Raw genomic sequence first — 22740 nt, 5'->3', positions numbered from 1 at the left:
TAAGCGATCTGTCGCCGTGAGTTGTGATAGGGTGGTTTACTGCCCTGAACAAGAGGATCGGCGATGTCGCAGTTTGATTACCTGAAGGCGGCGATTAAGCAGAAAGGCTGCACGCTACAGCAGGTGGCGGACGCCAGTGGAATGACCAAAGGCTATTTAAGCCAACTCCTTAATGACAAAATAAAAAGCCCCAGCGCCCAGAAGTTGCAGGCGCTGCACCGCTTTCTGGGGCTGGACTACCCGCGCCGCGAGTCGCGCATTGGCGTGGTGTTTGGTAAATTTTACCCCCTGCATACCGGCCACATCTACCTGATCCAGCGCGCGTGCAGCCAGGTGGATGAGCTGCACATCGTGATGGGCTATGACGAGCCGCGCGATCGCGAGCTGTTTGAGAACAGCTCGATGTCCCAGCAGCCGACGGTCAGTGACCGCCTGCGCTGGCTGCTGCAAACCTTCAAGTACCAGAAGAACATCCGCATCCACGCTTTCAATGAAGAGGGGGTGGAACCCTACCCGCACGGCTGGGACGTCTGGAGCCATAACATCAAGGCGTTTATGGCGGAGAAGGGCATTGATCCGGCGGTGATCTACACCAGCGAAGAGCAGGACGCGCCGCAGTACCGCGAGCACCTCGGCATCCACACGGTGCTGATTGACCCGCAGCGATCCTTCATGAACATCAGCGGCACGCTGATTCGTCAGGATCCGTTCCGCTACTGGGAGTACATCCCCACCGAGGTCAAACCCTTCTTTGTGCGCACCGTGGCCATCCTCGGCGGCGAGTCGAGCGGCAAATCGACGCTGGTCAACAAGCTGGCCAACATCTTCAACACCACCAGCGCTTGGGAGTATGGCCGCGATTACGTCTTCTCCCACCTCGGCGGTGATGAGATGGCGCTGCAATACTCCGACTATGACAAGATCGCCCTTGGGCAGGCGCAGTACATCGACTTTGCGGTGAAGTACGCCAACAAAGTGGCGATTATCGACACCGATTTCGTCACCACGCAGGCGTTCTGCAAAAAGTATGAGGGGCGCGAGCACCCGTTTGTGCAGGCGATGATTGATGAGTACCGCTTCGATCTGGTGATTTTGCTGGAGAACAACACGCCTTGGGTGGCTGATGGCTTGCGCAGCCTCGGGAGCAGCGGCGACCGGCAGAGTTTCCAGCAGTTGCTGGTGGAGATGCTGCACAAAAACCGCGTGGAGTTCGTGCATGTGGAGTCATCAGACTACGACCAGCGCTTCCTGCGCTGCATTGAGTTGATCCAGCAGTTGCTCGGCATCCGCCAGTAGGCAAAAAAATGGCCCGCTTGGGCGGGCCATCTCAACGCATTACTTCGCGATCTTCTTGTACTTGATGCGGTGCGGCTCCAGCGCCTCAGCGCCGAGGGTACGCTTCTTGTACTCTTCGTATTCGGTAAAGTTACCTTCGAAGAACTCCACCTTGCCCTCATCCTGATAGTCGATGATGTGGGTGGCGATACGGTCAAGGAACCAACGGTCGTGGGAGATGACCATCGCACAGCCAGGGAACTCTAACAGGGCGTTCTCCAGTGCGCGCAGGGTTTCGATGTCCAGGTCGTTGGTTGGCTCATCGAGCAGCAGCATGTTGCCGCCGACCTGCAACAGCTTCGCCAGGTGCAGACGGCCACGCTCACCGCCGGACAGTTCGCCGACACGTTTGCCCTGATCCACACCCTTAAAGTTGAAGCGGCCAACGTAGGCGCGGCTTGGCATCTCAAAGTTGCCGATGCGCATGATGTCCTGACCGTTGGAGACCTCTTCCCAGACGGTTTTCTTGCCATCCATGCTGTCGCGGAACTGGTCTACCGACGCCAGACGCACTGTCTCACCAAGGGAGATGTCACCGGAGTCCGGTTGCTCCTTGCCGGAGAGCATACGGAACAGCGTCGATTTACCGGCGCCGTTCGGGCCGATGATGCCGACAATCGCACCCTTCGGCAGCGCGAAGCTCAGATCGTCGATCAGCACGCGGTCGCCGTAGGATTTGCTCAGGTGCTCCACTTCCAGCACCTTGTCGCCCAGACGTGGGCCAGGCGGAATGAACAGCTCGCTGGTTTCGTTGCGCTTCTGGTACTCAACGTTGTTAAGCTCCTCGAAGCGGGCCAGACGCGCCTTGCCTTTCGACTGGCGGCCCTTGGCACCCTGACGCACCCACTCCAGCTCTTTCTCGATGGATTTGCGGCGCGCGGCTTCGGCAGAGGCTTCCTGCGCCAGACGCTGGTCTTTCTGCTCCAGCCAGGAGGAGTAGTTGCCCTCCCACGGAATGCCCTCGCCGCGGTCCAGCTCCAGGATCCAACCCGCAACGTTGTCGAGGAAGTAACGGTCGTGGGTGATCGCCACCACGGTGCCTTCGTAGTCGTGCAGGAAGCGCTCCAGCCAGGCCACGGACTCAGCGTCCAGGTGGTTGGTTGGTTCGTCGAGCAGCAGCATGTCCGGCTTCTCCAGCAGCAGGCGGCAGATCGCGACGCGGCGACGCTCACCCCCGGAGAGGTTGCTGATTTTCGCATCCCAGGCCGGCAGGCGCAGCGCATCGGCGGCACGCTCCAGCTGGTTGTCGAGGTTGTGGCCATCGTGGGACTGGATGATCGCTTCCAGTTCGCCCTGTACCTTGGCCAGCTTGTCGAAATCGGCTTCCGGGTCGGCATAGGCCGCGTAGACCTCATCCAGACGGGCCAGCGCGCTCTTCACTTCCGCGACCGCTTCCTCGATGGATTCGCGGACGGTCTGCTCCATGTTGAGCTGCGGCTCCTGCGGCAGGTAGCCGATTTTGATGCCGGGCTGCGGGCGCGCTTCGCCTTCGATGTCTTTGTCGATGCCCGCCATGATGCGCAGCAAGGTCGATTTACCCGCGCCGTTCAGGCCCAGCACGCCGATTTTGGCACCTGGGAAGAAGCTGAGGGAGATGTTCTTCAGAATATGACGCTTCGGCGGAACCACTTTTCCGACGCGATGCATGGTATAGACGTATTGAGCCACGTTGGATTGAGCCTCTTTTCAGATCCGTGTGTTGGAGTTTGGCTGCGGAGTGTAGCCCGTTTCCGGGCACGATGACAGCCGAACGCATTGACCACACAGTATAGCGACGGCGGCCGTGCTCCGCAGCTAAAAGCGCCGGTTATGCTGCCCGGCGCACACCGCGTCAGCGCGGCTGGATCGGGATGCCGTTGGTCAGCTGCTCCACCAGCCGGGCGACGTGGTGGATCACCTGCTTGCTCTGGCTGCCGACCTTGCGCTTGATGTTGCCCTTGTAGAGCGACACGGTTTTGCGGTGGATATTTAACCGCGCCGAGATGGCCGGTGTCGGCTGGCCCGCCATCCACATCGCCAACACCCGGTGCTCTGAGGCGCTGAGGGAGAGGGGGGCGGCTGGCGGGGCAACGGCGTGCTCTGGGCAGGCCAGCGCCAAAAAGGGGCGCAACGTGTGCGGGCGGGCGGTCTTCGGCAGCAGCACGATGTTCGGGCCAATCGCGACGAACTCGCGGTAGTGCAGCGGCTCGCGATCAATGAAGATCACGAACTGCACCTGCGGCGCGGCGGCGATCATCTGGCGCAGCCGCGTGGCGCTCTCCGGCTGGCGGCAGAAACAGGCCTCGTTGATAAACACCACCTGCGGCTGCACCAGCGCCATATTGTCATGCAGGTCGGCCAGGGTTTTCACCGCCAGCACATCCTGGCTGGGCTGGCTCATCTCAAGCAGCGTGGTCAGTAGCGCCAGCCGGGTGAAGTGGCACTGGTCAACAATAATCGCAGACATATCCTTCCCTTATGCGTGGAGTGGGCATCAGCGGGCGGGCGCCCTGCTGGAGAAGTGAGTATCGGCAGCGCGGCGGCAGGCTGTAAATATTGCCGCGGTAAATCGAGACACCACGGCGGCAAATTGAGACGCCCTGTACGCCAGCCACCGCTTCGCAGGGCGCTCTCCGCGGCGTGCGCAAAAGCGCGCTACACTTTCACCACCGTCTGGAGGGCGGCAGGGATTGATCTGCATTAAGGAGAGAGGCGGTTTTTATCCCGTTGATGGCCCTCTGCTTTTACACTTCATGGCCGATAACCCTGTCTGCCGCCACGTGTAAATGTTGTGGTGTTAACGCGCGTGACCTTCAATTCTTCCCTTGAATCGATTAGCGTGACTGTTAATTACGGCGGGGGAGATGCCCGCGCCAGACATGGCTCACATTCAATACCGGGTGGCGGTGGCCGCCCGTTTCCGGACACACAGCGAGGATAAACCCAAGTATGGTCAAGGTGGACAAATGGCGATTTCTGGCAGCGGGCGTCTGGCTGGCGCTGTGCGCGGGCAGCGCCCATGCCGACTCCCTCGAGGCGCAGCGCCAGCGTTACCAGCAGATTAAGCAGGCGTGGGACAGCAACCAGATAGACACGGTCGCCCAGCTGATGCCGACGCTGCGCGACTACCCGCTCTATCCCTATCTCGAGTACCGCCAGCTGACGCAGGATCTCGGCACCGCCACCTCCATGCAGGTGTCGGCCTTTATCAAGGCGCACCCGACGCTGCCGCCGGCGCGCTCACTGCCCTCGCGCTTCGTCAATGAGCTGGCGCGGCGGCAGGACTGGCGCGGCCTGCTGGCCTTCAGCCCGCAGCCGCCCAAACCGGTGGCGGCGCGCTGCAACTACTACTACGCCCGCTGGGCAACCGGCCAGCAGCAGGTGGCTTGGGACGGCGCAAAAGAGATCTGGCTGACCGGCCACTCACTGCCCACCACCTGCGACAAGCTGTTCACCGTCTGGCAGCAGGACGGCAACCTGTCACCCATTACGCTGCTGGCGCGTATCGGGCTGGCGATGAAAGAGGGCAACAGCAATCTGGTCAACTTCCTGGCGAAACAGTTGCCGGAGGATTACCAGACCATGGCGAACGCGCTGATGGCGCTGCAAAACAACCCGGACACCATCGAGAGTTTTGCCCGCACCGTCGGCCCCACCGACTTCACCCGTCAGGCGGTGACGCTGGCCTTTGAGCGGGTGGCGCGGGAAGACCCGGAGAACGCCCGCTCCATGCTGCCGGTGCTGGTGCGGCTGCAAAAGATGAGCGACAGCGAGCGGCTGGCGCTGGAGGAGTCGATCGCCTGGCGGCTGATGGGCAGTGATGCCACCTATGAGCAGGCCAAGTGGCGCGACAGCGTGATCCTGCGCGGCCACTCCACCGCTTTGCTGGAGCGCCGGGTGCGGATGGCGCTGGGCGCGGGCGACCGGCAGGGGGTGTCGGTGTGGCTGGCACGGCTGCCGGAGGAGGCGCAGCAGAAGGAGGAGTGGCGCTACTGGCGCGCCTCAGGGCTGATCGATCAGGGCCGCCGCAGCGAGGGTGAGGCAATTCTGCGCTCGCTGATGCAGACGCGCGGCTTCTACCCGATGGCGGCGGCGCAAAAGCTGAATGTGCCGTATCCGGTACGGGTGGAGCCTTCCGCCCAACCAGACAGTGACACCGCGGCGCTGCCGGGCATCGCCCGCGTGCGTGAGCTGATGTACTGGGGCATGGATAATTTGGCGCGCACCGAGTGGAGCTATCTGGTGGCGAGCCGCAACAAGACCGAGCAGGGGCAATTGGCGCGCTACGCCTATGAGCAGAACTGGGCGGATCTGAGCGTGCAGGCAACCATCACCGGCAAGCTGTGGGACAATTTGCAGGAGCGCTTCCCGATGGCTTGGGCGCAGGAGTTCCGCACCCAGACGGAAGGGAAGGGGATCACCCCGAGCTACGCAATGGCGATTGCCCGTCAGGAGAGCGCCTGGAACCCGAAGGCCCAGTCGCCGGTCGGCGCTGCCGGGCTGATGCAGGTGATGCCGCGCACCGCCGAGCACACGGTGAAGATGGGCAACATTCCCGGCTACTACAACAGCAGCCAGTTGCTTGATCCGCAGACCAATATCCTGATCGGCACCAGCTATCTGGAGTATGTCTACCAGATGTTTGGCCGCAATCGCATCCTCTCCAGTGCCGCCTACAACGCCGGGCCGGGGCGCGTCACTACCTGGCTGGAGAACAGCGGCGGGCGGGTAGATGCCATCGCCTTTGTTGAAAGTATTCCTTTCTCTGAAACGCGCGGTTATGTTAAAAATGTGTTGTCATACGACGCGTTCTATCGCCATTTCATGCATCGCCCGGCAAAACTGCTGACTGACGCGGAGTGGCAACGGCGTTATTGATTTTGGTGCGGTTATGGTATGCTGCTGTACTAGTTACATAGTATGGCAGCGATTATGGCGCACTTATCCCTTAACGATCCGGCTCTTTCCCAACAAGGCAATGAAGACTGGCTGCGCTTTGTCGCGCTGCTGCAACAGGCGTTTGCCGAAGGTCGGCACCCGCAACTGTTGCAGCTGTTCCTGACGCCCGATGAGCGCACCGCGCTTGGCACCCGGCTGCGGATTATCGAGGAGCTGATGCGTGGCGAACTGAGCCAGCGTGAGCTGAAAGGCGAACTGGGGGTGGGCATCGCGACCATCACCCGTGGCTCCAACAGCCTGAAAAGTGCCACGCCGGAGCTGAAGGCATGGCTGACTGAGCAGCTGCTGGAGACGCCGCGCTAATCAGTGGGTGTGGGCGCGTGCCTGATAGACCTCGTTGTGGAAGGGCGCCAGCGCCAGTACCAGCGCCTGATGGTAGACGCGGGTGCGGGTCAGTACCCCGGCGGTAAAAATGCCGATGGCGCCGCCCTTGCGTTTCACATCAGCGATGCCGCTGAGTTTCGCCATCTCCTCCCCCAGTTCGTGACCCAGACGAATCTCCCGCAGGATCACCTCCGGCAACATCAGGCTGGCGGAACGCGACTCACCGCGCTGGTGCATGTCCTCGATCACCATCCAGGCGAAGGTCATGTCATCCTCAATCCCGGCCTCCACCCCGACCCAGAAGTCCGCCTCCGGGCGTAGTTGGCGGGCGTTGGTCACCCGGTTACGGGCGCCGCTGCGCGTTTCGTCGCTGCCCATCGGCTGGGCTGGCACGCCGCTCTCCACCTCAATGCCTTCGATGCGTACGCTCTCCGGGCCAAAAATGTCTTCAAATGCCAGTTTGATTGCGTCAATTTTTGCAGGATTGGTTGTTGCAGCGACCACGTGATACATAGGGATTCAGCGTCCTTTTGTTAATTTCAGGCAGTATAACGGAAAACACTCATGCTACAGGTATATCTTGTTCGCCACGGCGAAACCGAATGGAACGCCGCCCGCCGCATTCAGGGCCAGTCAGACAGCGCCCTGACCGCCAAGGGTGAGCAGCAGGCAAGGCAGGTGGCGCAGCGTGCACGCCACCTGGGCATTACCCACGTTATCACCAGCGATTTGGGGCGCACCCGACGCACCGCCGAGATTATTGCCGACGCCTGTGGCTGCCCGGTGGTGGTGGAGCCGCGCCTGCGCGAGCTGCATATGGGGGTGCTGGAGGAGCGCGCCATCGACAGCCTGACGGCGGAAGAGGAGCAGTGGCGCAAGCAGATGGTGGATGGCACGCCAGATGGCCGCATCCCGGAAGGGGAGAGCATGGCGGAGCTGGGCGAGCGGATGCAGGCGGCGCTTAATCACCTGCGCACCCTGCCGGCTGGCAGCGTGCCGCTGGTGGTCAGCCACGGCATCGCGCTGGGTTGCCTGTTAAGCACCATCATCGGCCTGCCGCCCTATGCGGAGCGCCGACTGCGGCTGCGCAACTGCTCGCTGTCGCGGGTGGATTACCAGCAAAGCCCGTGGCTGGCTCCCGGTTGGATCGTGGAGAGCGCGGGCGATGTTTCACATCTGGATCTGCCCGCGCTGGATGAGTTGCAGCGCTAGCGGCGGATCGGGATCAGGTAGTCGCAGGCCATCTCTTTGATTGGGCGGACAGTGCGATCGCCCTTCGGGTAGAAGCGCTCGATGTCGTAGCCCTTGCGGCGGGTCAGCTTCAGCAGCGGCAGGCAGGTGCCGTAGAGCATCAGGATAAAGTCCTGGAAGCCGCTGATTGGCCCGTCGTAACGGAAGAGCGCATACTCGCCGCCCTGAAGCGTCACCGGGTGGCCCTCCTGCACGCTCTCCGGCACATGCTCCGGTTGCAGCGCGGTGGTGTAGAACACCTCCTGCTCGTCATCCTTCTCCAGACTGGCGCGCGCATGGTGCAAGCCATACAGCACCGGCGGCAGCTGGGCGACCTGCCCCAGATACTGTCCCCAGAACTGCGAGCGCAACTGGGAGCGGAAGGTGGAGAGCTGCTCCAGCGTGCAGGTGTAGCTCTGCGTCAGCCCAACCAAATGCTGCTCCGGCAGGGAGACAAACTCCGGCTGCGGCAGGGCGAGGTTATCCAGCCGAATCGGCGGGCAGATGCCGTAGGAGTGCCAATCTTCCGCCCGGCGATAGAGCGCCGGCGTCTGGGCAAACTGCTTCTTGAAGGCGCGCGTGAAGGTTTGCTGGGAGTCAAACCGGTACTGTAGGGCGATGTCGAGAATCGGACGGCTGGTCAAACGCAAGGCCACGGCGGCCTTGGAGAGGCGCCGGGCACGGATGTAAGCGCCGATCGCGTTCCCGGTGACATCCTTAAACATCCGTTGCAGGTGCCATTTGGAGTAACCGGCCTTGGCTGCCACGTTGTCGAGTGATAACGGCTGGTCCAGGTGGGTCTCCAACCAGCTAAGCAGATCGCGAATAATTCCGGCTTGATCCATAGATCGTCCTCGTTGAACTAAGATTGGCGCTAAGAATATGACGCCGCATAATAGCAATTTTTTCGGCCTAAAACTTCTGGAGATTTTTTTGTCCTCGCGTGCTATTGCTGGACATAAAAGCCATGAATCAGTCGTTTTTGTGATCTCGTTTAATTTGTATGAATGACGGCATGGCCATCACACAGTATGAAAGGGAGTAAATGAATGAAAACGAGTTGGATCCTGGGCGCCGCACTGCTGCTTGGCGCGGTAGGTACTGCACAGGCAGAGCAGGTGGGTGAAGTGGATACGGTCTTCAAACTGTTTGGCCCTGACCACAAAATTGTGGTGGAAGCCTTCGATGACCCGGACGTGCAGAATGTCACCTGCTATATCAGCCGGGCGAAGACCGGCGGCATCAAGGGCGGGCTGGGTCTGGCGGAGGACACCTCCGACGCGGCCATCTCCTGCCAGCAGGTGGGGCCTATCACGCTCAGCGACAAAGTGAAGCAGGGCAAGGAGAAGGGCGTGGTGGTATTCCAGAAGCGCACCTCGCTGATCTTCAAGAAGTTGCAGGTGGTACGCTTCTATGATGAGAAGCGCAATGCGCTGATCTACCTGACCTACTCCGACAAAGTGGTGGACGGCTCGCCGAAAAACGCCCTGAGCGCGGTGCCGATCATCCCGTGGGGCGGCCGCTAAGGCATAAAAAAGCCGGCACATAGGCCGGCTTTTTATGACCATCGGGCGCTCTTACTCTTCCAGATCGCCGCAGAAACGGTAACCTTCGCCGTGGATGGTGGCGATAATCTCTGGCGTGTCCGGCGTCGATTCGAAATGCTTGCGGATGCGGCGGATGGTGACGTCCACCGTGCGGTCGTGCGGCTTCAGCTCACGGCCGGTCATCTTCTTCAGCAGTTCGCCACGCGTCTGGATCTTGCCGGGATTCTCGCAGAAGTGCAGCATGGCGCGGAACTCGCTACGCGGCAGTTTGTACTGCTCGCCCTGTGGGCTGATCAGCGAACGGCTGTTGATGTCCAGCTCCCAACCGTTGAAGCGGTAGCTCTCCACCAGGCGGCGCTCTTCACCGGTGCTCGCCAGGTTCATGGTGCGGGAGAGCAGGTTGCGGGCGCGGATGGTCAGCTCACGCGGGTTGAACGGCTTGGTGATGTAGTCATCGGCACCAATCTCCAGACCGAGGATCTTATCCACTTCGTTATCACGGCCGGTCAGGAACATCAACGCGACGCTGGCTTGTTCACGCAGCTCGCGGGCCAGCAGCAGGCCATTTTTGCCGGGCAGGTTAATATCCATGATAACCAGGTTGATGTCATTTTCGGACAGGATCTGGTGCATCTCCGCACCGTCATTGGCTTCATAGACCATATAGCCTTCGGCTTCAAAAATGGTCTTCAGCGTATTACGCGTTACTAGCTCGTCTTCGACGATTAGGATTTGCGGGGTCTGCATGGTTGCTACCTAAAATTGCCAACAAATAGAAAATAGGAGTACAGAAGTCTTTGTTCTCATGGAGCTGTAGGCGGGGGTTACCGTCAACTCACCTGCTACCCGACTAAAGTACGTAAACTCGTTCTTGATGCACTTTCCATCAACGTCAACAACATCGCTAGCCTGGTTGGGGAAGATACGCTAACAGCGCCAAGGGGACCAAAAGAGGCGCATATCCTAACCCCATTAACAGCAATATAACAGTGTGTATCGAATTTACCACCCAACAAAACTACGCTTTGTTGACATATATCAAGTTCAATTGTAGCACGTTAACAGATTAGTGATAAACACTTCCCAGAATGCCGCAGCAAGTCACATTTTTGTGCCTATTGTCGCCCTTGTGCGTCCGTTTTTTCGCGTAAACCAATATAATTTATGCATAAAAAAACGGAAGTCATCCAGTTGATTTATAAATATTTCGGCACAACAAATAAACCAATGTAATATCTTCAGCAGGCATGAACTGAGAAAAGCTTATTTAAGTCACCCTTTAATGATAATCGCAAACGGCTTTTATGTTAATACACTGTAAAATTGAACGCCTTTCCCTGAATGAAATGACAAGGTAAAGTAGAGCCTGTATTCCCTTTTTTTCTTTCAGGTACACCATGCAGTTTCATATTATTTTAGTTTCTCCCGCCCGCCCGGAAAATGTCGGCGCGGCTGCCCGTGCAATGAAAACCATGGGCTTTGGCTCCCTGCGTATTGTTGACAGCCAGGCGCACCGCCAGCCGGAAGCGGCTAGGGTGGCGCATGGCTCGACAGAGATCCTGGAAAATGCGCTCCATTTTCAAACCCTTGAGGAAGCGCTGGCTGACATCGATCTGACCATCGCCACCACCGCCCGCAACCGCTCCCACTATCACTACTTCTGCACGCCGCAGGAGTTGCAGGGGCAGCTGGAGGAGAAACAGCAGTGGATCCACCATGCTGCGCTGGTGTTTGGCCGCGAGGACTCCGGGCTGACCAATGAGGAGCTGGCGCTGGCCGACCTGCTGACCGGCGTGCCGATGCAGGCGGATTACCCCTCGCTCAACCTCGGGCAGGCAGTGATGGTCTACTGCTACCAGCTTTCGGCGCTCAACCAACTGGCGCAGAGCGTGATGCCTGAGGCGGCACCGGGCCAGCTTGCTGCGCTGCGTGAGCGGGTCACCCAGCTGCTGCCGCGCCTCGGCTGTGAAGACGACCGCAAAATGGTGGAGTGGCTGGCGCAGCGGCTGGGCAGTGTGTCGCAGCGTGACACCGCCATGCTGCACCGCCTGCTGCACGACATCGAAAAAAAATTAACGCCATAACCGCTGGGGATTCCACTGCCTGAAGGGCCATCCGTAGCGGAATCCTCTGCACGGCTCCCGGAGGGCTGGCAATCCGGTTGGCACGTCCGGCTTTCATAGCGGGAACTGTTTTTGAACTCCCTTGGCCTTCTGCACCGCCTTTTTAGAAATAAATTGACTTGAAGGGGCGATTGCTTTAGCTAATAGGGGGACAGATAAATTTGACAGACAGACTCCATGCGACTCATCAGCCTGAACACCACAATTATTACCACCACCGCTACCACAGGTAACGGGGCGGGCTGACGCGTACAGGAAACACAAGAAAAAAGCCCGCACCTCACAGTGCGGGCTTTTTTTTCGGCATCAATTCAGGAGAAACCAGAAATGCGAGTGCTGAAATTTGGCGGGACCTCGGTAGCCAATGCGGAACGCTTCATGCGCGTGGCCGATATTATGGAAAGCAATGCACGTCAGGGACAGGTGGCGACCGTGCTCTCCGCACCGGCGAAGATCACCAACCATCTGGTGGCGATGATCGAAAAAACCGTCGCCGGTCAGGACATCCTGCCGAATATCAGTGACGCCGAGCGGATCTTCTCCGAGCTGCTCGAGGGGCTGGCGCAGGCGCAGCCGGGCTTTGATCTCGTGGGGGTGAAGGCGTTTGTTGAGCAGGAGCTGGGCCAGCTCAAGCAGAAGCTGCACGGCATCGCGCTGCTGGGCCAGTGCCCGGACAGCGTCAACGCTGGCATCATCTGTCTGGGCGAGAAACTCTCGATCGCCATCATGGCGGCGTTGTTCACTGCCAAGGGCTATCCGGTCACCGTCATCAACCCGGTGGAGAAACTGCTGGCACAGGGGCACTTCCTGGAGTCCACAGTGGACATTACCGAATCCACCCTGCGCATCGCCGCCGCCGAGATCCCGGCTGACCACATCATCCTGATGGCGGGCTTCACCGCTGGCAATGAGAAGGGCGAGCTGGTGGTACTGGGGCGCAACGGCTCCGACTACTCTGCCGCCGTGCTGGCCGCCTGCCTGCGCGCCGACTGCTGCGAAATCTGGACTGACGTGGATGGCGTCTACACCTGCGATCCGCGCACCGTGCCGGACGCGCGCCTGCTGAAATCGATGTCCTACCAAGAGGCGATGGAGCTCTCCTATTTTGGCGCGAAAGTGCTGCACCCGCGCACCATCGCGCCGATCGCCCAGTTCCAGATCCCCTGCCTGATCAAGAATACCGGCAACCCGCAGGCACCGGGCACGCTGATTGGGCTGGAGAGCCGCGACGAGGCCAACCCGGTCAAGGGCATCACCAACCTCAATAACATGGCGATGTTCAACGTCTCCGGGCCGGGCATGAAGGGCATGGTTGGCATGGCGGCGCGGGTGTTTGCCGTGATGTCGCGCGCCGGTATCTCCGTGGTGCTGATCACCCAATCCTCCTCTGAATACAGCATCAGCTTCTGCGTGCCGCAGAGCGACATGGCGCGCACCCGCAAGGCGCTGGAGGATGAGTTCTACCTCGAGCTGAAGGATGGCCTGCTGGAGCCGCTGGACGTGATGGAGCGGCTGGCGGTGATCTCGGTGGTCGGCGACGGTATGCGCACCCTGCGCGGCATCTCCGCCAAATTCTTCTCGGCGCTGGCGCGCGCCAACATCAATATCGTGGCGATCGCCCAAGGCTCCTCCGAGCGCTCCATCTCGGTGGTGGTCAACAACGATGACGCCACCACCGGCGTGCGCGTCAGCCACCAGATGCTGTTCAACACCGATCAGGTGATTGAGGTGTTTGTCATCGGCGTCGGCGGGGTCGGCGGTGCGCTGATCGAGCAGATCGCCCGCCAGCAAACGTGGCTCAAGCAGAAGCACATCGACCTGCGGGTGTGCGGCATCGCCAACTCGCGTGCCATGCTGACCAACGTGCACGGCATCTCGCTTGAGAGCTGGCGCGACGAGCTGGGCGCGGCGCGTGAGCCATTCAACCTTGGCCGCCTGATCCGGCTGGTGAAGGAGTACCACCTGCTCAACCCGGTGATTGTCGACTGCACCTCCAGCCAGGTGGTCGCTGACCAGTATGCCGATTTCCTGGCGGATGGCTTCCACGTGGTGACGCCGAACAAAAAGGCCAACACCTCGTCGATGAACTACTACCACCAGCTGCGCAAGGCGGCGCAGGGTTCACGCCGCAAGTTTCTCTATGACACCAACGTCGGCGCGGGCCTGCCGGTGATTGAGAACTTGCAGAACCTGCTGAACGCGGGCGATGAGCTGACCCGCTTCTCCGGCATCCTCTCCGGCTCGCTCTCCTTTATCTTTGGCAAGCTGGATGAGGGGATGTCGCTCTCCGCCGCCACCCTACAGGCGAAGGAGATGGGCTACACCGAGCCAGATCCGCGTGACGACCTGTCAGGCATGGACGTGGCACGCAAGCTGCTGATTCTGGCGCGTGAGGCGGGCTACGCGCTGGAGCTGAACCAGATTGAGGTGGAGCCGGTGCTGCCGGCACACTTTGACGCCAGCGGCGAGGTCGCGGCGTTCCTCCAGCGCCTGCCGGAACTGGATGAAGAGTTTGCCCGCCGGGTGGCGCAGGCGCGTGATGCCGGCAAGGTGTTGCGCTATGTCGGTGCCATTGAGGAGGGGCGTTGCAAGGTGAAGATCGCGGCCGTTGATGGCAACGATCCTCTGTATAAAGTGAAGAATGGGGAGAACGCGCTGGCCTTCTACAGCCGTTACTACCAGCCGCTGCCACTGGTGCTGCGCGGCTACGGTGCCGGGAACGATGTGACCGCCGCCGGCGTCTTTGCAGATCTTTTACGCACACTGTCATGGAAGTTGGGGGTTTAATATGGTTAAGGTGTATGCACCGGCGTCAATCGGCAATGTCAGCGTGGGCTTTGATGTCCTGGGCGCCGCCGTGTCGCCGGTTGACGGCACCCTGCTGGGCGACTGCGTCAGCGTTGAGGCGGCTGCCACATTCAGTCTGCGTAATGAGGGGCGTTTCGTCAGCAAGCTGCCGACCGACCCGCAAGAGAACATCGTCTACCAGTGCTGGCAGCGCTTCTGCCAGGAGATTGGCCGCGAAGTGCCGGTGGCGATGACGCTCGAGAAGAATATGCCCATCGGCTCCGGGCTGGGTTCCAGCGCCTGCTCGGTGGTCGCTGGCCTGATGGCGATGAACGAGTTCTGTGACCGCCCGCTCGACCAGAACCGCCTGCTCTCCCTGATGGGGGAGCTGGAGGGGCGCATCTCCGGCAGCGTGCACTACGACAATGTCGCCCCCTGCTACCTGGGCGGGCTGCAATTGATGCTGGAGGTGGAGGACACCATCAGCCAGCCGGTGCCCTGCTTCGATGACTGGTTCTGGGTGATGGCCTATCCCGGCATCAAGGTCTCCACCGCCGAGGCGCGCGCCATCCTGCCTGCCCAGTACCGCCGCCAGGACTGCATCAGCCACGGCCGCTACCTGGCGGGCTTCATCCACGCTTGCCACACCCGCCAGCCACTGCTGGCCGCCAAACTGATGCAGGATGTGATCGCTGAACCCTACCGCACCCGCCTGCTGCCGGGCTTTGCCGAGGCGCGCAAGGCGGCTGGCGAGATTGGCGCGCTGGCCTGCGGCATCTCCGGCTCCGGCCCGACGCTGTTTGCCGTCTGTGATGACGCGGCAACCGCGCAGCGCATGGCCGCATGGTTAGAGCAGCACTACCTGCAAAATGATGAAGGTTTTGTTCATATATGCCGTCTGGATACTGCCGGCGCACGACAATTAGGATAAGCCATGAAACTCTACAACCTGAAGGATCACAACGAACAAGTCAGTTTCGCCCAGGCGGTGAAGCAGGGGCTGGGCAAACAGCAGGGGTTGTTCTTCCCGCTGGAACTGCCGGAGTTCGAACTGACCGAGATTGATCGCCTGCTGGAGCAGGACTTTGTGACCCGCAGCACCCGCATCCTCTCCGCCTATATTGGCGAAGAGATCCCGACCGAGGTACTGCGCGAGCGCGTGGCCGCCGCCTTTACCTTCCCAGCGCCGCTGGCGCAGGTGGAACCGGATGTCGCAGCGCTGGAGCTGTTCCACGGCCCGACGCTGGCGTTCAAGGATTTCGGCGGCCGCTTTATGGCGCAGATGCTGGCAGAATTCTCCGGCAACCAGCCGGTGACCATCCTGACCGCCACCTCCGGTGACACCGGCGCGGCGGTGGCCCACGCCTTCTACGGCATGGAGAACGTGCGGGTGGTGATCCTCTACCCAGAGGGCAAGATCAGCCCGTTGCAGGAGAAGCTGTTCTGCACCCTGGGCGGCAACATCCACACCGTGGCGGTTGACGGTGACTTTGACGCCTGTCAGGCGCTGGTCAAGCAGGCCTTTGACGATGAGGAGCTGAAACAGCGGCTGGGGCTGAACTCTGCCAACTCCATCAACATCAGCCGCCTGCTGGCGCAGATCTGCTACTACTTCGAAGCGGTGGCGCAACTGCCGCAAGAGGCGCGCAACCAGCTGGTGGTCTCGGTGCCGAGTGGCAACTTCGGCGACCTCACCGCCGGGCTGCTGGCCAAGTCGCTCGGCCTGCCGGTGAAACGCTTCATCGCCGCCACCAACGCCAACGACACGGTGCCGCGTTTCCTGCAACAGGGCGCATGGCAGCCGCAAACCACGGTCGCCACGCTGGCGAACGCGATGGATGTCAGCCAGCCGAACAACTGGCCGCGCGTGGAGGAGCTGTTCCGCCGTAAAACCTGGCAATTGAAGGAGTTGGGCTACGGCGCGGTCAACGACGAGGTCACCCGCGACACCATGCGCGAGCTGGATGAGAAGGGCTACCTGTCAGAGCCGCACGCGGCCATTGCCTATCGCTTATTACGTGACCAGTTGCAGCCGGGTGAATTTGGTCTGTTCCTGGGAACTGCCCATCCGGCGAAATTCAAAGAGAGCGTGGAAGAGATCCTTGGCCGGGCGATTGATTTGCCAGAAGCATTGGCCGCTCGCGCCGAACAGGCATTATTGTCACATTCCCTGCCAGCTGACTACCTGAAAATAAGAGAATTTTTACTGAATATTCCTGCCTAAAATTCGACAGTCCCGTTTTCAGATAAAGGCCATTTTATAATGGCCTTTTTTTATACATATAGATTCCCCAACCATTTCACCTGTAGCAAACTTCTCAGTTTTAAATCTTTTTAGGTGAGTTAGGCTAAGTTATTTTACCCCGAGAAGTATGAAGCGATATCTAAAGTGATACCGTGCCTAAAACTCTCAAGAGGCAGCAATGAAAGAAAGGCGTACCCCCTTATTCGACTACAACCTCATCCGAATTATGGATGAGGTCATTGCCGCAGGGAGCGCGTCTAAAGCAGCAAAACGTTTGAACCTCTCCACTTCCGCCGTCAGCCTTTCACTCAGCCGGCTGCAACGCCATTTTGGTCAGGAGCTGTTCATTCGTACCGGCACCGGACTTAAACCGACACCTTCCGCCTTGGAAATTAATCGTTCATTCAGACAAGCAATTGATATCGTAGATAATATAATAGATTTGTATCAAAAGGAGGAGAGCCATTTAGAGTTTTTGAGAATATCTGGATCTGATTTTATTGAGTCATTTTATATTTCTCAGCTTGTTGAGCAAGGCTATTTAGAGATAAATAGCATCGTTTTTTATACGCTGACCAACCAGGATGAGTTCGAATTAACGGACAGCCTCTTGCAAAATAAGTGTGAGCTGGCAATGACTTTCTTCCCGTTGATGCATGAGTCAGTCATCACCGAAAAAATAGGGAGCCTGCAAAAATTCGTTGCCGTCTGCCGGGCAGACCATTTATTGGCGTCCGGCGGAGCAATGACCTTGGCAAACTATTACTCACTGCCACATGCCGGATTAAATGGCGAAGTGTCGGACATGGATACGACGTTGTTAGGCAGCTTAATGCATATTAACCATGAGTTCCGGGGAAAGCGCAAGGTTACTTATCGTTCCAACAGTTTTAACGGCATCATCAATGCGATTGAAAAAAGCGACATGATTGCCATTTTGCCTGAAAGCATTGCCACTTTCCTGATAGATAAAGAGAGGCGAAAGTTGGCCTGGCTCACGTTGCCGCCTGAACTGGAACCCTATCCGGTTAATGTTTACGCCAACTATTATATTAATTCAGCTTATCGTTCTTCCATTGCCGCGTTGATCTCTCAATTCAAAAGTATTAAAAGCTAATTTTACCCGCCCTTTATCATCCTCTTTTATCCCTCTGTGTAAATATCATCAAAGAAAAGATGATGTGATAAATAGCGCGTCTCACGTAATAACAATAAAAGAGATCTATTTTGTGGCAAGGCTCACGCAACAAAAAAGAGATGTCGTGATTTGCAAGGCCAGGGGCGGCTCACTACCATAGGCCTCAGTCGAAAGTTAACGTTTTTATTCTTCTTGTATGAGGGTTCTACCATGACCGTAACAACCGTGGAAAATTTTGCCTTTATGGAGTTCGAACTGTTCCTGACCATCATCGTGATGGCAACCTGGGGCGGGGTAATCCGGATTTTATTGCAGCCCGGCAAGCTGCCAAAAAAGAATCGCATCAGTAACTGTATTATGCAGGTATGTATCTCCTGCTTTACCGGTTTTATTCTCAGCGTGCTGGGGATTGAGCGTGGGTTAAGCCCCCATATGGTTATTATGGTGGCGGGCCTCGGCGGCGTATTTTCAGGAACGCTGTTGACTGCCCTGGGCGAACGGATAAGCAGTATCGTCCAGGGGCGCACATTGCTCACTAAATAAAGCATATTGACGAAGGCAAAAAAGGAGAACGCGAGTTCTCCTTTTTTGTATCATATCATCGTCACTCGATGAGCCATCCACCCATAAATAAATGACTCATTCTGCACCCGCTTTTCAGCCAGTTCCAGATAGTAGTGTCCTTGTGAACAATTTAATGAACGTATTAATACATTCTCACCGTGTGGCTGCCTTTTTTTTAAAAAATTTTCCAGTGAAGATAACGTTTTGCTCCCAATTATCCCGTCCACTATAATATCTGGATAATACTTCTGTTGATTATTGTACGCATTCAACCAACGCTGTAGCCAACGTATGGAGATTCCCGTCCCAATATTGGTGCCGGTATCGCACAGCTCCAGCGCGAGGATAGGCGCCAGATCATGCACCTTGTCAAACCCCGGCGCACGCCAGTAGTCATCCTCCAGGATACGGTAGGCCTCCTCTTTGGAAAGATTTTTCATTTCACCTACATAGCCATGCTTACGGGCCACCTTCTCGGTAATTCCCCAGCAGGTTTCGCCACCCAAATCATCGGCATGATTGACATATGCCCCCTCTTTTTCGAGGATGTTGTTAATCACAGGATTCGTAAACATGAGGATACCCCTTGTTCATTAGTCGCTAATAAAGGAAGAACAGCGTACCGATAGCCAGCAAGAACAGAATCAGCGCGCCACCGGTTAAATAAAGCCCCTTGCGCGGATAGACCATCTCTGGCGCTTTCTCTATTTTCTCAATCTGCACGGTATCATTTACCCGGATGCCGGAACGCGGGACAGTAATAAAGAAGTCATCCAGGCCCAGCGTCTTGAGATCCTTGCGAATCAGATAGAGGGTTTGGGTCAGACTGGCGTCGCTGGCAAATTGGCTGCGTTTGCCCCAGAGCGCCTGTGACAGCGATGATTTCTCAATAACATCTTCATCGGCATGTTCAATGATATAGCTCAGGCAACGGGCACGCATTGACGTGAGCTTAATAATGACATCACTGTCCACTAATTTCAGCTCTTTAGCATTTTCATTGAAGATGCACATCTTATTTAACAGGTAATTGCTCATCATATTAAGCTCTCTTATGAGTTGAGTTCATTACAGGAACGGGTGGACTTTTAAAAGCGTAATTCCGTTTGGGCAATAATCTAGTTCCGAGAGAGATAAAACTTTGTCGTTTATTTTATTTTGCGAACCGGCTCAATAAAACCGGGGTTTTTTTAGCTTAACTCAAAACCCTTTTGAGTTTTACTCAAATTATATTTTTTGGATGTCAAATCTTGAAATAATTAACAACGATGTGGTAAATCAATATGTCAATCTAAGAGTAAGAAAACTAATGTTTCGGTTGCTTTCGGCAGCTAAATGATGATGAGAAAATTTAACGGGGCAATGAGTGGAGAGGCTTTTTTTTAAAACAACACTTCGGCGCTGCTTTATTATCGGAATGAGTGATTCGCATCAAAATAAATGTGATGGGGTGTGATTTGTGTTTGCGGGGAGATAACGCAAAGATTGATTCCGGCAGCGCAATGCTGCGCGATTAATCCCAACACCACATAAGGTAAATAAAATGGCAACAAGTAAACTTGTGAAAGACGATCCAATGACCACGCAATCCTATCAGGCGGATGGTTTTGATCCGGCAACGGAAACGGTCAAATACAGCACCACCTCTGCGCGAGTAACTAAACCCGTTTACAACAAATATAATACCGCTAATAAGCCCAAAGTGTTTGGCTATTACACCGACTGGTCACAGTACGATGGCCGTTTACAGGGTGCGGTAGGTACGCCGGAAACGCGCGGGCGGAGTTATGATTTAGCAAATGTCTCCCCGACGGCTTATGACAAAATTATTTTAGGTTTTGTTGGTATTGTTGGCGACCAGGGTGAAAAGAAACAGACAATTGAGAATGCCGCCAGCCAACTCAATAAAAAAGAGCATGAAGCCACCTTCCTGGACCCGTGGGGCGATTTCGCCTCCTCCACCAACTGCGGGCTGGATAATCCGGGTTGGGTTGAACTGTCGAATTCCACCCTGACCCAAGCCAACACCAAAGGGGTGATTGGCGGCCTGCGCGATCTGCAAAAGAAAGCCAAGGCACAGGGCCATAACCTGGCGCTCTCCCTGAGCATCGGCGGCTGGACGCTGAGTAACGGTTTCCACAATATGTCGAAAACCGCCAACGGACGCAGCGTCTTCTCCAAGAGCGTCGCCGGCATCTTCAAACGCTTCCCGATGTTCAGTGAAGTGGATATTGACTGGGAGTACCCCAACAATATCGGTAACAACAACCCGCATGGCCCAGAGGATGGCCCGAACTACGCGCTGCTGATCGCCGAACTGAAGAAGGAGCTGACCGCCATCAACCGCGCCGACGTCAAAATCAGTATCGCCAGTTCGGCGGTGGTGAGCGTGCTCGGCCACTCCAACGTCAAGGCGCTGCTGAATGCGGGTCTCTACTCCATCAACGTCATGACCTATGACTTCTTCGGCACGCCGTGGGCAGAGACGCTGGCCCACCACACCAACCTCCATGCGCAGGAACCCGGTGCATTGGGTGTCGACACCATCGTTGACTATCTGATCGCCGAGGGCTTCCCGAGTGACCGCATCAACGTCGGTTACGCGGCCTATACCCGTAACGCCCAGAACGCGCAGATTGACAGCTTCTCGCCGCTGAAGGGGAGCTACAAACCGGATGCAGGCAAAACCACCGTTGGGAGTTTTGAGAGCGGCACCACCGAATGGTATGACCTGGTCTACAACTATATCGACCTGGAGAACCAGCGTGGCCGCAACGGCTTTGATGTCTATACCGATCAGGTAGCCGACGCTGATTACCTCTATAACAAAAAAATCAAGCTGTTTATGTCCTGTGAAACCCCGCGCTCGGTGAAAGCGAAGGGTGAGTATGTGGCCTCAAAAGGGCTGGGTGCGCTCTTCACCTGGACCATCGACCAGGACAACGGCGTGCTGGTCAATGCGGCCCGCGAAGGGCTGGGTTGCCCGATCGTCAATAAAGTGATCGATATGTCCCCGTTCTACTTTGAGGGGGTGAACGTCAGCGGCTCCGTGCCGGACGAGCCAGCGGAAGAGGAGGAGAGCAGCGCCGCCAACCGCGCGCCAGTGGCCGCTATCGAGTTGCAGGTGGTCGGTGGCTCACGGGTACGGCTGAGCGGGGCCGGTTCGAAAGACCCGGACGATGACGCCATCAGCTACCAGTGGACCGTGCCGGCGGCGATTGCCGTGGCAGACAAGCGTGCGGCCGTGCTGGAGTTCACCGTGCCAGAAGTGGTGGAAAAGGCGAGCTTTACCTTCTCACTGATCGTGAAGGACAGCCATGACCAATCCTCCACCCAGCAGAACTATGTGCTGACGGTGATCTCCGCGTCGCAGGAACAGGAGGAGGTGCCAACCCCGACGCCGACCCCGACGCCAACGCCAACCCCAACGCCGACCCCGACGCCGACCCCAACGCCGACGCCAACCCCAACGCCGGAACCTTCAGGCAAGGCGCCTTATGCGTTGTGGGAAGCAGGGAAAGTGTACAACGGTGGCGAAACCGTCAGTTGGAAAGGCACCAACTACAAGGCCGCCTGGTGGACGATGGGCGACGAACCCGGCAGTGCGCAGGGCACCGGTTCCGGCCGCCCGTGGGTGGTGCAGGGCACCTATTGATTGCGAGGAAATTAACCATGCCGGGCGCTTGCCCGGCATTTTTTTACTGCTCTGACCGGATAAAGACCAGCTCATTGCCCTGTGAGCGGGCGGCGTCAAAGCGGTAGCCCTCCCAGTCAAACGCCTTAAGCTGCTCCGGCTGCGAGAGGCGCTCGGTAATAATAAAGCGGCTCATCAGGCCACGCGCTTTTTTGGCGTAGAAACTGATCACCTTATACACGCCATTTTTCTCATCAAGGAACACCGGCTTCACCATCTGCGCTTTCAGCGCCTTGGTTTTTACCGCCTTGAAGTACTCATCCGACGCCAGGTTAACCAGCACCTCATCCCCTTGCGCCGCCAGCGCCTCATTCAGCGCCTCAGTGATAATGGTGCCCCAGAAGGCATAGAGATCCTTGCCGCGCGGGTTATCCAGTTTGGTGCCCATCTCTAGCCGGTAGGGCTGCATCAGATCGAGCGGCCGCAGCAGGCCATACAGGCCGGAGAGCATCCGCAGATGCTGCTGGGCGTGGTCAAAATCCTGCTCGCTGAAGGTGTGTGCCTGAAGGCCGGTGTAGACATCACCCTTGAAGGCCAGCAGTGCCTGACGCGCATTGTCCGGCGTGAAGGCGGGCGTCCAGTTCTGGAAGCGGCCCACATTGAGATCGGCCAGCTTGTCACTGATACCCATCAGGCTGGCGATCTGTGCGGGCGTCAGCGTGCGGCAGCGCTCAATCAGTTGCTGGCTGTGGTCAAGCAGCGTCGGTTGGGTGTGGCGCTGGGTCGCCAGCGGGCTTTCGTAATCCAGGGTTTTGGCAGGAGAGATAATCGTTAACATGGCGCGTTCCCATTCTGTGCATTGCCGCTACTTTACC

At 57.7% G+C, this 22740-nt stretch carries 21 protein-coding genes, 1 pseudogene and 1 other annotated feature; of the genes and pseudogenes, 14 read left to right on the top strand and 8 right to left on the bottom strand.

What is annotated here, in order from left to right; translation table 11 throughout:
• Positions 1-63: 63 nt before the first annotated feature.
• Positions 64-1296 carry a multifunctional transcriptional regulator/nicotinamide-nucleotide adenylyltransferase/ribosylnicotinamide kinase NadR gene (nadR, locus tag C1N62_RS14840; RefSeq protein WP_137764359.1) on the top strand — a complete coding sequence of 411 codons (1233 nt, stop codon included), beginning with the start codon at positions 64-66 and terminating at the stop codon, positions 1294-1296.
• A 39-nt stretch (positions 1297-1335) separates the two neighbouring features.
• Here nadR and ettA read toward each other — a convergent pair whose 3' ends face one another.
• Both ettA and rcsA read right to left on the bottom strand, forming a co-directional pair.
• Positions 1336-3003 (bottom strand): energy-dependent translational throttle protein EttA, encoded by a 1668-nt coding sequence (gene ettA / locus C1N62_RS14835; RefSeq protein WP_137764358.1) that lies wholly within the window; start codon positions 3001-3003, stop codon positions 1336-1338.
• Positions 3004-3166: 163 nt separating this feature from the next.
• On the bottom strand, positions 3167-3781 hold the full coding sequence (gene rcsA / locus C1N62_RS14830) for a transcriptional regulator RcsA (RefSeq protein WP_137764357.1): 615 nt from the start codon (positions 3779-3781) through the stop codon (positions 3167-3169).
• Positions 3782-4272: 491 nt separating this feature from the next.
• On the opposite strand from rcsA, the gene sltY reads away from it, so the two are divergent.
• A complete protein-coding gene (sltY, locus tag C1N62_RS14825; protein WP_137765029.1) occupies positions 4273-6192 on the top strand; it encodes a murein transglycosylase in 1920 nt (639 codons plus the stop codon).
• A 54-nt stretch (positions 6193-6246) separates the two neighbouring features.
• Complete coding sequence (gene trpR, locus C1N62_RS14820; RefSeq protein ID WP_137764356.1) at positions 6247-6576, top strand: trp operon repressor; 330 nt, start codon at positions 6247-6249, stop codon at positions 6574-6576.
• On the opposite strand, the gene yjjX is transcribed toward trpR, so the two are convergent.
• A complete protein-coding gene (gene yjjX, locus C1N62_RS14815; RefSeq protein ID WP_137764355.1) occupies positions 6577-7110 on the bottom strand; it encodes an inosine/xanthosine triphosphatase in 534 nt (177 codons plus the stop codon).
• A 51-nt stretch (positions 7111-7161) separates the two neighbouring features.
• Between yjjX and gpmB the strand changes: the two genes are divergently transcribed.
• Positions 7162-7809, top strand: a complete 648-nt coding sequence (gene gpmB / locus C1N62_RS14810; RefSeq protein WP_137764354.1) for a 2,3-diphosphoglycerate-dependent phosphoglycerate mutase GpmB — start codon at positions 7162-7164, stop codon at positions 7807-7809.
• Here the strand turns inward: gpmB and robA are convergent.
• Positions 7806-8672: an MDR efflux pump AcrAB transcriptional activator RobA gene (robA, locus tag C1N62_RS14805; RefSeq protein WP_137764353.1), complete on the bottom strand. Its 867-nt coding sequence runs from the start codon at positions 8670-8672 to the stop codon at positions 7806-7808. The two genes, gpmB and robA, sit on opposite strands and share 4 nt — an antisense overlap.
• Before the next feature lie 204 nt (positions 8673-8876).
• Here robA and creA point away from each other — a divergent pair, with 204 nt between their 5' ends.
• Positions 8877-9353 carry a protein CreA gene (creA, locus tag C1N62_RS14800; protein ID WP_137764352.1) on the top strand — a complete coding sequence of 159 codons (477 nt, stop codon included), beginning with the start codon at positions 8877-8879 and terminating at the stop codon, positions 9351-9353.
• 51 nt (positions 9354-9404) lie between these two features.
• Here creA and arcA read toward each other — a convergent pair whose 3' ends face one another.
• Positions 9405-10121: a two-component system response regulator ArcA gene (gene arcA / locus C1N62_RS14795; RefSeq protein ID WP_137764351.1), complete on the bottom strand. Its 717-nt coding sequence runs from the start codon at positions 10119-10121 to the stop codon at positions 9405-9407.
• Between the two features lie 102 nt (positions 10122-10223).
• Here arcA and C1N62_RS23620 point away from each other — a divergent pair.
• The 8 genes and pseudogenes from C1N62_RS23620 to C1N62_RS14760 form a co-directional block, all read left to right on the top strand.
• A pseudogene (locus C1N62_RS23620) lies at positions 10224-10361 on the top strand (hypothetical protein); the annotation flags it as partial.
• Between the two features lie 410 nt (positions 10362-10771).
• Positions 10772-11458, top strand: coding sequence for a tRNA/rRNA methyltransferase (locus C1N62_RS14790; protein ID WP_137764350.1), 687 nt, complete (start codon positions 10772-10774; stop codon positions 11456-11458).
• 216 nt (positions 11459-11674) lie between these two features.
• A complete protein-coding gene (gene thrL, locus C1N62_RS14785) occupies positions 11675-11743 on the top strand; it encodes a thr operon leader peptide (RefSeq protein ID WP_137765028.1) in 69 nt (22 codons plus the stop codon).
• Positions 11682-11799: a sequence feature (Thr leader region), on the top strand. It overlaps the preceding gene by 62 nt.
• Positions 11800-11824: 25 nt before the next feature.
• A complete protein-coding gene (gene thrA, locus C1N62_RS14780) occupies positions 11825-14284 on the top strand; it encodes a bifunctional aspartate kinase/homoserine dehydrogenase I (protein ID WP_137764349.1) in 2460 nt (819 codons plus the stop codon).
• A gap of 1 nt (position 14285) precedes the next feature.
• Positions 14286-15215 (top strand): homoserine kinase, encoded by a 930-nt coding sequence (thrB, locus tag C1N62_RS14775; protein WP_137764348.1) that lies wholly within the window; start codon positions 14286-14288, stop codon positions 15213-15215.
• Positions 15216-15218: 3 nt separating this feature from the next.
• Positions 15219-16508, top strand: a complete 1290-nt coding sequence (gene thrC, locus C1N62_RS14770) for a threonine synthase (RefSeq protein ID WP_137764347.1) — start codon at positions 15219-15221, stop codon at positions 16506-16508.
• A gap of 199 nt (positions 16509-16707) precedes the next feature.
• Positions 16708-17646, top strand: coding sequence for a LysR family transcriptional regulator (locus C1N62_RS14765; protein ID WP_137764346.1), 939 nt, complete (start codon positions 16708-16710; stop codon positions 17644-17646).
• A gap of 231 nt (positions 17647-17877) precedes the next feature.
• Positions 17878-18210: a phage holin family protein gene (locus C1N62_RS14760; protein WP_137764345.1), complete on the top strand. Its 333-nt coding sequence runs from the start codon at positions 17878-17880 to the stop codon at positions 18208-18210.
• Positions 18211-18260: 50 nt separating this feature from the next.
• Here C1N62_RS14760 and C1N62_RS14755 read toward each other — a convergent pair whose 3' ends face one another.
• Complete coding sequence (locus C1N62_RS14755) at positions 18261-18806, bottom strand: glycoside hydrolase family 108 protein (RefSeq protein ID WP_137764344.1); 546 nt, start codon at positions 18804-18806, stop codon at positions 18261-18263.
• Between the two features lie 25 nt (positions 18807-18831).
• The gene (locus C1N62_RS14750; protein ID WP_137764343.1) at positions 18832-19272 is read right to left on the bottom strand and encodes a winged helix-turn-helix domain-containing protein; all 441 of its coding nucleotides are present in this window, start codon (positions 19270-19272) and stop codon (positions 18832-18834) included.
• Between the two features lie 502 nt (positions 19273-19774).
• Between C1N62_RS14750 and C1N62_RS14745 the strand changes: the two genes are divergently transcribed.
• Positions 19775-21886 carry a glycosyl hydrolase family 18 protein gene (locus C1N62_RS14745; RefSeq protein ID WP_137764342.1) on the top strand — a complete coding sequence of 704 codons (2112 nt, stop codon included), beginning with the start codon at positions 19775-19777 and terminating at the stop codon, positions 21884-21886.
• Between the two features lie 43 nt (positions 21887-21929).
• Here the strand turns inward: C1N62_RS14745 and yaaA are convergent, their stop codons facing one another.
• Complete coding sequence (gene yaaA, locus C1N62_RS14740) at positions 21930-22703, bottom strand: peroxide stress protein YaaA (protein WP_137764341.1); 774 nt, start codon at positions 22701-22703, stop codon at positions 21930-21932.
• Positions 22704-22740: the final 37 nt, after the last annotated feature.

The organism is Nissabacter sp. SGAir0207 (assembly GCF_005491205.1).
Taxonomy (GTDB): domain Bacteria; phylum Pseudomonadota; class Gammaproteobacteria; order Enterobacterales; family Enterobacteriaceae; genus Chimaeribacter.
Note: the sequence above shows the minus strand (reverse complement) of the source record. Positions and strands in the feature narration are given on the sequence as shown.

Coding starts and splice junctions, on each gene's coding strand:
- nadR (WP_137764359.1), top strand. CDS start 64: ATGTCGCAGTTTGATTACCTGAAGGCGGCGATTAAGCAGAAAGGCTGC.
- thrC (WP_137764347.1), top strand. CDS start 15,219: ATGAAACTCTACAACCTGAAGGATCACAACGAACAAGTCAGTTTCGCC.
- C1N62_RS14760 (WP_137764345.1), top strand. CDS start 17,878: ATGACCGTAACAACCGTGGAAAATTTTGCCTTTATGGAGTTCGAACTG.
- arcA (WP_137764351.1), bottom strand. CDS start 10,121: ATGCAGACCCCGCAAATCCTAATCGTCGAAGACGAGCTAGTAACGCGT.
- yaaA (WP_137764341.1), bottom strand. CDS start 22,703: ATGTTAACGATTATCTCTCCTGCCAAAACCCTGGATTACGAAAGCCCG.
- thrA (WP_137764349.1), top strand. CDS start 11,825: ATGCGAGTGCTGAAATTTGGCGGGACCTCGGTAGCCAATGCGGAACGC.
- C1N62_RS14765 (WP_137764346.1), top strand. CDS start 16,708: ATGAAAGAAAGGCGTACCCCCTTATTCGACTACAACCTCATCCGAATT.
- rcsA (WP_137764357.1), bottom strand. CDS start 3,781: ATGTCTGCGATTATTGTTGACCAGTGCCACTTCACCCGGCTGGCGCTA.
- C1N62_RS14745 (WP_137764342.1), top strand. CDS start 19,775: ATGGCAACAAGTAAACTTGTGAAAGACGATCCAATGACCACGCAATCC.
- thrB (WP_137764348.1), top strand. CDS start 14,286: ATGGTTAAGGTGTATGCACCGGCGTCAATCGGCAATGTCAGCGTGGGC.
- creA (WP_137764352.1), top strand. CDS start 8,877: ATGAAAACGAGTTGGATCCTGGGCGCCGCACTGCTGCTTGGCGCGGTA.
- yjjX (WP_137764355.1), bottom strand. CDS start 7,110: ATGTATCACGTGGTCGCTGCAACAACCAATCCTGCAAAAATTGACGCA.
- C1N62_RS14750 (WP_137764343.1), bottom strand. CDS start 19,272: ATGATGAGCAATTACCTGTTAAATAAGATGTGCATCTTCAATGAAAAT.
- gpmB (WP_137764354.1), top strand. CDS start 7,162: ATGCTACAGGTATATCTTGTTCGCCACGGCGAAACCGAATGGAACGCC.
- trpR (WP_137764356.1), top strand. CDS start 6,247: ATGGCGCACTTATCCCTTAACGATCCGGCTCTTTCCCAACAAGGCAAT.
- C1N62_RS14755 (WP_137764344.1), bottom strand. CDS start 18,806: ATGTTTACGAATCCTGTGATTAACAACATCCTCGAAAAAGAGGGGGCA.
- C1N62_RS14790 (WP_137764350.1), top strand. CDS start 10,772: ATGCAGTTTCATATTATTTTAGTTTCTCCCGCCCGCCCGGAAAATGTC.
- robA (WP_137764353.1), bottom strand. CDS start 8,672: ATGGATCAAGCCGGAATTATTCGCGATCTGCTTAGCTGGTTGGAGACC.